General features: G+C 51.7%; 3 protein-coding genes and 1 pseudogene. 1 reads left to right on the forward strand and 3 read right to left on the reverse strand.

All coding sequences use genetic code 11. From position 1 onward, the window contains the following. Positions 1–86 precede the first annotated feature (86 nt). The 3 genes from EJP87_RS06525 to EJP87_RS06535 all read right to left on the reverse strand — a co-directional run bounded on the left by EJP87_RS06525 (position 87) and on the right by EJP87_RS06535 (position 5,271). Complete coding sequence (locus EJP87_RS06525) at positions 87–3,917, reverse strand: CHASE domain-containing protein (protein ID WP_130471056.1); 3,831 nt, start codon at positions 3,915–3,917, stop codon at positions 87–89. A gap of 64 nt (positions 3,918–3,981) precedes the next feature. Then, on the reverse strand, positions 3,982–4,386 hold the full coding sequence (locus EJP87_RS06530) for a response regulator transcription factor (RefSeq protein WP_130471057.1): 405 nt from the start codon (positions 4,384–4,386) through the stop codon (positions 3,982–3,984). A gap of 438 nt (positions 4,387–4,824) precedes the next feature. After that, positions 4,825–5,271: a bacteriohemerythrin gene (locus tag EJP87_RS06535; protein ID WP_193771193.1), complete on the reverse strand. Its 447-nt coding sequence runs from the start codon at positions 5,269–5,271 to the stop codon at positions 4,825–4,827. 787 nt (positions 5,272–6,058) lie between these two features. On the opposite strand from EJP87_RS06535, the pseudogene EJP87_RS17700 reads away from it, so the two are divergent. Then, positions 6,059–8,356: pseudogene (locus tag EJP87_RS17700) on the forward strand (hypothetical protein); the annotation flags it as partial.

Below are 8,356 nucleotides of genomic sequence, written 5' to 3' on the forward strand. Positions count from 1 at the left end.
CATCCTGTAAAATTATGGCACTACAAAGCGTTTTCAAAAGTGCTATCTATAGATTTCAATCAATTACACGATCCAAAGCCGCAATTTTAGCCAAAATGTGTTAAACATGGGCTAGAAAAGTCAGCAACAAGCAGATGCACCGGCCAGGCTTCCTGCAACAACTGCAGCAGATGTTTGCGATTGCTGGCAATGTGCACCTTGGCGGTTCTGTGTTGCAGTATCTTCGCCAGGGCAAAACTGCGCCGAATGTCGGAACCCACCAGAAGAATGGCAACCTCTTCTCCCTGCACCAACAACGGGACAAGATCCTCTTTTGCAGGGATGATTTCGGGCTGTTTTGGCAGCAGCACACGGCACTCTTCCTGCTGCAGAGAGTGAGGCTCAGGCAAAGCAAGCGGGCTCAACCATTCGTGCAAGATGGCATAGAGTTGTTCCAGAGCCACCGGCTTGGCCAAATAGTCATTGGCACCCGCATGCAAACAGCGCTCCCTGTCTCCGGGCATCGCTTTGGCAGTAAGAGCAATAATCGGCAATTGGGCAAAACGGGGCTGCCGACGAATCGCCTGCATCGCCTGATAGCCATCCATACGCGGCATCATGATGTCCATCAACAACAAATGGATCTCTGGATGCTCCTGCAATACCTGCAGCGCCTCCTCACCATCGACTGCAAAATAGAGTTTTCCTGTGCGCCCGCTCAAACCTCTTTGCAAGGCCAGACGGTTTCTCTCATCATCATCCACAATCAGCAGTTGCAAAGCAGGATGATAAAAATCCACCACTCCTGACTGGCCACGCCGCACAACCGGGTCGCTGGTCGTCGCAATGATCTTTTCCGGGAAGGGAAAAGCCAAAGGCAAAATCAGGGTAAATTGACTCCCTTCGCCAACCCGACTGTGCAGATGAATCTCCCCCCCCAACAAGGCCGCAAAACGTCTGGCAATGGTCAAGCCCAAACCGGTGCCCCCATATTTGCGACTGGTGGTGCTCTCTACCTGTTGAAAACTTTCAAAAATCAGCGCAAATTTTTCCTCAGGAATACCAATACCGCTGTCTTTGACCCGCAAGGCCACACAAGGTTGACCCTGCAACTCAGAGCGCTGCAGCGGTTGCTGAGAATCCACCCGCTCAATTGCCAGATGCACACCGCCACGTTCGGTAAATTTGAAGGCGTTGCCCAACAGGTTGCGCAATATCTGCTCCACTTTGAGTGCATCTGTGGTGAGACTCTCCGACAGATCATGCGCCAGACTTTGCGACCATTGCACCCGTCGTTGCAAGGCAACTGGACGAAATTGGCGCTGCAGACTCTCCATCAAGCTGCGCAAACTCATTGGCGCAGCAGAGACATCCATGCGCCCGGCCTCCACCTTGGAAAGATCAAGAATATCATTGATCAAGCGCAACAAATCACTGCCGCTTTCATAAACCACCCGTGCCGAATCCTGCTGCTCATCGCTTAAACTGGCATCGTTGGCCAGCAGTCTGGAAAGAATCAACATGCTGTTGCGGGGGGTACGCAACTCATGGGACATGTTGGCCAAAAATTCAGACTTGGCACGGTTGGCCGCCTCCGCCGCCTCACGAGCGCTGTTGGCCGCCTCTTCAGCCAGACGACGCGCCGAAACATCACGTATAGTTCCAAAGGAGCCAACCACCAATCCCATCTCATCCAGACGGGCTCCCGTATAGAGCTCCACCCAAACCTGAGTGCCATCGCGACGCACCCCCAACACCTCATCGCGATAATGGCTAATCCGTCCAGCCAGCAAATCCTCAAATTGTCGCAGCAACGGCTCATGATAGTCAGGATGGGTATAGTGCAAAAAAGGCTGTTGCAACGACTCGGCAACCGTAAAACCACTCACCTCTTCCCAGGCAGGATTGAGAAATTGCCAACATCCCTCGCGATCGGTCTGAAAGATCACATCATGAATATTTTCTACCAGTTGCTGATACCGCACTTCCGATTGCTGCAATTGTTGACTGATCCGTTTGGCCTCGCGCTGCACCTGCTCTTGCCGTCTTGCCAAAAAACGAAACAAAATAAACAGCAACAGATCAATAAAACTGCCCAAAGCCAAAACCATGCTCGGCTGGTTGCTGCTTAATTTTTGTTCAAACTCCGGGCGACTGTGAAACAAAACGGTCCAGGTCCGTCCCAAAATAACAATCTGACGGCTCACATTATATAAAGAAGAGGCATATAACATCTCTGCAGGATTGTTGCCGGCAGAGCTGTAGAGCCTGTTTTCCTCAAGCAACTCCTGGCCATCAAACAGCTCAAAATCCATATCCGGTATGCCATGCCCCAAAATACCCTGCATCAAATCCTTGGTACGAAAAGGACTATAGACAAATCCCAGCAAGGCTGTTCGCCGCCTCTCCAACGTATCCAGCGCCACCCCCGGACGGTAAACCGGCAGATACATTAAAAATCCCGTTTGTACATCGGTGCTGGTCTCCTGCACCAACTTGACCGGGCCGGAAAGTGAGGCTTGTCCATAGTCGCGAGCCTGCTCCATCGCCTGACGACGTATCGGCTCCGAAAACATGTCATAACCAAATGCCCGCAAATTGCGGTCGCGAAATGGCTCCAAATAGATGATCGAACTGTACAGCGACCTCTCTCCCGGTGGACGAACGCCATAGTGCGGAAACCCCTCCTGGCGGATCTCTTGCGTATGGCTCTCCAACTCGGCGGCAGGAATCATCCGTGAAAAGCCGATTCCTTGAATGCCCGGCCAATAGGTATCAATCTGCAAGGTGGCCACAAAATCATGCCATAAGCGCCGATCCACCTGAGCGCGACTGGCATTGAACAGCGCCACGCCACTGCGCAAAACCTGTTCATACTCCATCATGCGTTTGCTGATTGCTTGTCTGGCCTCTTCGACCGCATATTCGATCCGGTCGTGGGTGCGATTTTCCAAAGAGAGTTTGCTTAAATGCCAGTAGATCACGGTTACCAGACCGGCAATCAATAACACTATCCAGGCGGTCTCTTTGCGTAAAAAATAGTTACCGAAAGTCAGAGGCAGACGAAAATGCAGCCAGGGAGGCAGTTGGCGACGCAACATCCAGGGCAAGAGCAGCAATAACATGGCAGCGCTGCCAAGCACCCATGCAATGTTCTGTTCACCCTCTTTTTTGCTCTCCTTTTTATTGCTCGAGGCAGGGATTTCTGTGTGTGCTTCGCTTCCATAATAGCGCTGGTAGAGAGCATTATAGGCTCCCCCGCCTTTCCAGAACATAATGGCTGCATTGAGACTATCCAGCCAGTCGGCGCGTTCTCTGGACAAAAGAACCGCCCGTTTGATCTCCAAAAAGGGATTACCCACCAGGTGGATGGAACGACTCAAGCCCATGGCCTGCACTTTGGTCAATACCGTATTTTGCGGCGCAATCAACAGCTCCACCTGATTGTTCAACAAGGCGGAGAGTGCTGTTTCCAGATTTTGGGCAGGAAACAGTTTGAGATCGGTACGTTTGCTCAACTGCTGGGCTGCAGCTCCTTGCTGTATTGCCGCAATCGAGCGACCGGTCAAATCATCACAACTGGTGATTTTATTTTGGTCCTTGCCCACAAAGCAGGAGACAGTTGTGGTCAACAAGGGTTCTGAAAAGAGAAACTCCTTTTCCCACTGGGCAGTGATGGCCACCGCAGGGGAGAGATCGGCCACGCCATTGCGTACCGCCGCGACTGCCTCCTGCCAGTTATCAACAACATGATAACGCACGCTCCACTGCAAATTGGCCGAAAGAGCTTCCAACAATTCGACTGCAAAACCGCTCGCCTTGCCCTCGGCATTGACAACACTCAAGGGCGGAAAATCACGCAAGATGGAGACATTGACCACTTTTCTCGGTTCTTGGGCTGCAGCCTGGCCCGCGGCGAGCAAACTGATCTGCAGCATGAGCAGCACTGCAAAGCGGTGGTGCCAGTTGCAAAAACTGTTGCGCTTGGAGCTGTGGAGCAAATTATACACCCCACGCCTCTTTTCTGCGTAGCGCCAGAGGCAATGGAGAATGCAGCATCTCCTCTACCTTTTGCAGCAATTGCTCACCCCGTATCGGCTTGCTCATGGTCACTGCTCCCAACGCTCCCGCCATGCACAAACTCATGACTGAGGTCACATTTTGAAACCCTGCCGAAATGGCCAACACCTGCACCGGCAGATCGCGTATCGCCCGCAACAGTGTAAAACCATCCATTTCCGGCATAAATATATCGGTGATCAACAGATCATAGTGCTCTTTGTTTACCTGGCGCAACGCCTCCACACCATCTCCCACACTGTGCACCTCATGGCCAGCTTGGCTTAAAATGGTGAGCATTAACGAGCACATCTCTTCATCATCCTCCACTACCAAAATATTGGCCATTGTTCTGCACTCCCGCTGCCCCTGTTAAATGGTTTTGCAACATCACCTGTGATAAAATATTTACTATATTTGCTAAAAATGCAAGAAAAATAGAGAGTGCTGCCCGATGCAACAGCCTTCCGCTCCCTTTGCTTGCGTTTATTTTGCGTAACTATTCACCACCCAACACAACTGCGGGTCCAGGGAGGGCACCTCTCTGGCCGGGTCCAGGGATGGAATCCCTGGGATTTTGCTTGTAATCTTTTGCCTTTGGCGCGCTTTTCAAACTAAGCCGACGCGCTTTTTGCGTCGGCTTAAGCGCCTAATGGAAGCAAGCTGTGCGGATTGGCGCGCATTTTTGCGCCAATTCGTACAGCATCCCCATGGGTGTAGAGCTGGCGAACCAGCACGAACCTGAATAGTTACTATTTCGCCAACAAAAAAGAGGTTTGCATCCGTTCAGACGGGCATTGTACCGACAGGATGTTGGGCATCTGCCACGCTGCTCGAAACCAGCAACTGCTGATACATGCTCCGGTCAAATTGCGTAATATGCTCCAACAACTCCTGGATCCAGCCTTGCAGCCAGTAGAGAGTATCACTGGTTGTAAAAATGGAATCTTTACTCCAGATCTCTTGCAGGCTGTTTTTCAACTCCCTATGTTTGCTCCGATGGCGCTGCCGCAAAGAGTCCTCTAATGGTTGCCAGATCAGCTCCTCCTCTTGAAAATGTTTCTGCGTATAGGCAAACAGCTCTGTAAAGAGATCCTGCAGCTTTGCCCGCTGCCCACTCTCTTCCACAATGCCAAAGAGTCGATTGGCCAATAGAAACAACATCTGATGCTGCTCATCTATCACGGGATGGGCAAGCGCATACTCCTCTTGCCATTGAACAAAATAGGTCATGTCGATCATTCACTCGATAGAGATCTGCCGCCGTGCTCATTGGCCCACAGCATAACCCATTGCGGCCAACTTGAGCCCCCATAATCTGCAAGATTAGCACAAAATCTCTGCACAAAACCAGACTCTCTGCGCAACAGCGCCGCCCACTGCAAACAATATTTATCGCCATCAATATAAACCATTTTCTACCTTGCACCGCTGCTTTGCCAGTCATAAATTATGTTTAGTAGTGGGAAGATGCTCTTGAATATCTACTCTCAAGCATAAAGGAGCAAACCAAAATATGAGCAACTCTGTTGATCTGCTGCAACTGTTCCAGACTCTTGGCAGGCTCTGCATCCCTGAATCTGTTAAAAACACTTTTAATAGTCACTTTTCATCAATTAATGAAAATAAAACCTATACCACTACTCTTGAAAAAAGTTCGTCCGCATTTGTGGTCAAGGCAATTGATAACTCTAATTCAGATGCCTATATAATTGCTCTTTTTGGAAGTGATCTTACCTACAGTATATCTGGAATACCAACTGATGGCATAATAAGCCAAATAGGATATTACCGTAATGCCTCCTATTCCTTGTCCTCACATGCGGTAATCGGCGGTGAAACTTATGCTTTACTCAAAACAAGCACTTCCCGCATGCAGTTATCCTATGATAATTTTATCTACTCGGCTGGCGGCTCATTCCCAGCGTACACCATAAAAAACAACCCCTACAAAAGTGGGAGCACAAGTATTGCAACAATAAATAATATTAAGTATGACAGCACCAGCATCATTCCTGGCATGATACGCTATGAAATATCTTTATCACCCAATAAAATCGACATTCTCCTGATGGATCCCTACCATCTCAGCGGTGGCAAAAATACCAGACTGATTCTCACGCTCAAACAATTTCCCGGCAAAATCACTGCCTCGGCTGGTGACGTCAAAATAATTTCCAATTGGCTCGGCAGCAATCCACAGTTGGTCACCGGAATAGAGGTCCAAGGCAATAACAGCACACTCTGGAAAAACAATAATAGTGAAGGATTGACCGACAGCGAACTCTCCGATCATCTGAACCAGGCAGTGCAAGCCGCCAAAATGGTCGCCTTGACCAGCAGCGAACTGCGCAATTGGAGCGAACAACAGCTCAATGCGCTCGACTCTCTGAGCGTAAGCTGGCTGAGCAATGCACAACTGCTCGGACTCACCAGCATGCAAATCTCCGCCATGACCAGCGCGCAATGGCTCGGCTTCACCAGCAGTCAATTGACTGCCCTCAGCAAAACACAATGGCAAGGGGTCACCGACCAACAGATTGCCACCATGAGCGTTGTGCAATGCAATGGCCTGACCAGCGGGCAATTGGCCGCTCTCTCTGCTGAACAGTTGTCCGGTCTGCAAAGTGAACAGTTGCGCTCTCTGGCCAATAGCCAATTGGATGGTTTGCGCTCCCTTGCCTTGCACATCTGGTCGGAACCCGTGCTGCTTGCTCTTACCTCCGCACAACTTTCGGCACTGGCCGACAGCCAGCTCAGCGGCTTGACCCCGGAGCAGTGCTCGGTTCTGCAAGAATCACAACTCAATGGCTTGACCTCCAAACAACTCAACCGCCTCTCCCCTCTTCTCATGCAAAGTTTGAGCGCCACTCAACTCTCCAGCTTGAGCTCCAGCCAATGGGATGGTCTTACCTCCAATCAATTAAACTCTCTGGCGGCTGAAAACTTGTCCCGCCTCACCTCCATACAACTGAGTCAACTGGCCAACAGCCAATTGGATGGACTCACCTCTGCGCAATGGCAGAGTCTTGCCAACAGCCAACTGGCAGGCTTCCGCTCAACACAGTTGAACGCCTTGGCCAGCACCCAATGGTTCGGTCTGACCGCCATGCAGCTCACCGCTTTTACCCCTTCGCAACTGGATGGCCTCTCTTCCGTCCATTTACAAAACCTGCAACTTTCTCAACTCGCTGGTCTGCTCAGTACTGCCTTGTTCTCGCTTGCCAACAGCCAATTGGATGGCCTGGGCTCTCTGCAGCTCGCCGCTTTGAGCACAACACAGTGGGATGGTTTCACCTCGGCACAGTTGCGCGCTCTGGCCAATAGCCAACTGATGGCAATCACTGAAGATCAACTCTCCTCCCTGGCCAACAGCCAACTGGATGGCGTCACCTCCAGGCAGTTGCATGCCCTGCAAGAGAGAGAGCTCTCCGGCTTCTCCTCCCAGCAATGGAGCGCTCTGGTCAACAGCCAACTGGATGGCTTGCGCTCTTCCCAACTCTCCCTGCTCAGCAGCGAGGCGCTCTCTGGCTTCTCCTCACTACAGTTGGCCTCTCTGGCCGACAGCCAATGGAATGGCCTGCTCGCATCACAATTGGCCAGCTTCTCGGACAAACAGTGGAATGGCCTCTCCTCCGCCCGCTTGCGCAACCTTGCAGTCAGCCAACTGCTCGGCCTTACCTCGGCAGAGTTGAACTCCTTGGCTACAACACAATGGGACGGTATCACCTCTCTGCAACTGCAGGCGCTCTGTGCCACCCAGATCGGCTCTCTCCCCTCCCCCGTATGGCTCTCTTTGGCCAACAGCCAATGGGATGGCATCAGCTCTTTTACTCTTGCCGAATTGTCCGAATCCTGTCTTGACTCTTTGGGCTCTGCGCAACTGTCGGCCTTGGCCGTTACCCAATGGCAAGGCTTCAGCGCCGCACAATGGCGCAGCCTGGCCGCCAGTCAACTCAATGGCTTAAGATCGCAGCAACTGTTTAATTTCCAAGAGGCACCCCTCACTGCCCTCACCTCCCTGCAATGGCGCTCGCTGGCCAATAGCCAACTGGATGGCCTAAGCCCCGGCCATCTCTCCTTGTTGAGCACAGAGACACTCGCCGGCTTCACCTCCCAACAGTTGGCCTCCCTGGCCGACAGCCAATGGAATGGTCTGCTCTCAGCACAATTGACCAGCCTCCTGGAGAGCCAATGCAATGCTCTCTCCTCCGCCCGCTTGCGCGGCTTTGCCGCTACCCAGCTTGCCGGTTTTACCCCGGATCAGTTGCGCTCCCTGGCCAGCACCCAATGGGATGGTCTCTCCTCCCTGCAGTTG

Origin of the sequence: Candidatus Magnetaquicoccus inordinatus (assembly GCF_004217665.1) — a bacterium.
Taxonomy (GTDB): domain Bacteria; phylum Pseudomonadota; class Magnetococcia; order Magnetococcales; family Magnetaquicoccaceae; genus Magnetaquicoccus; species Magnetaquicoccus inordinatus.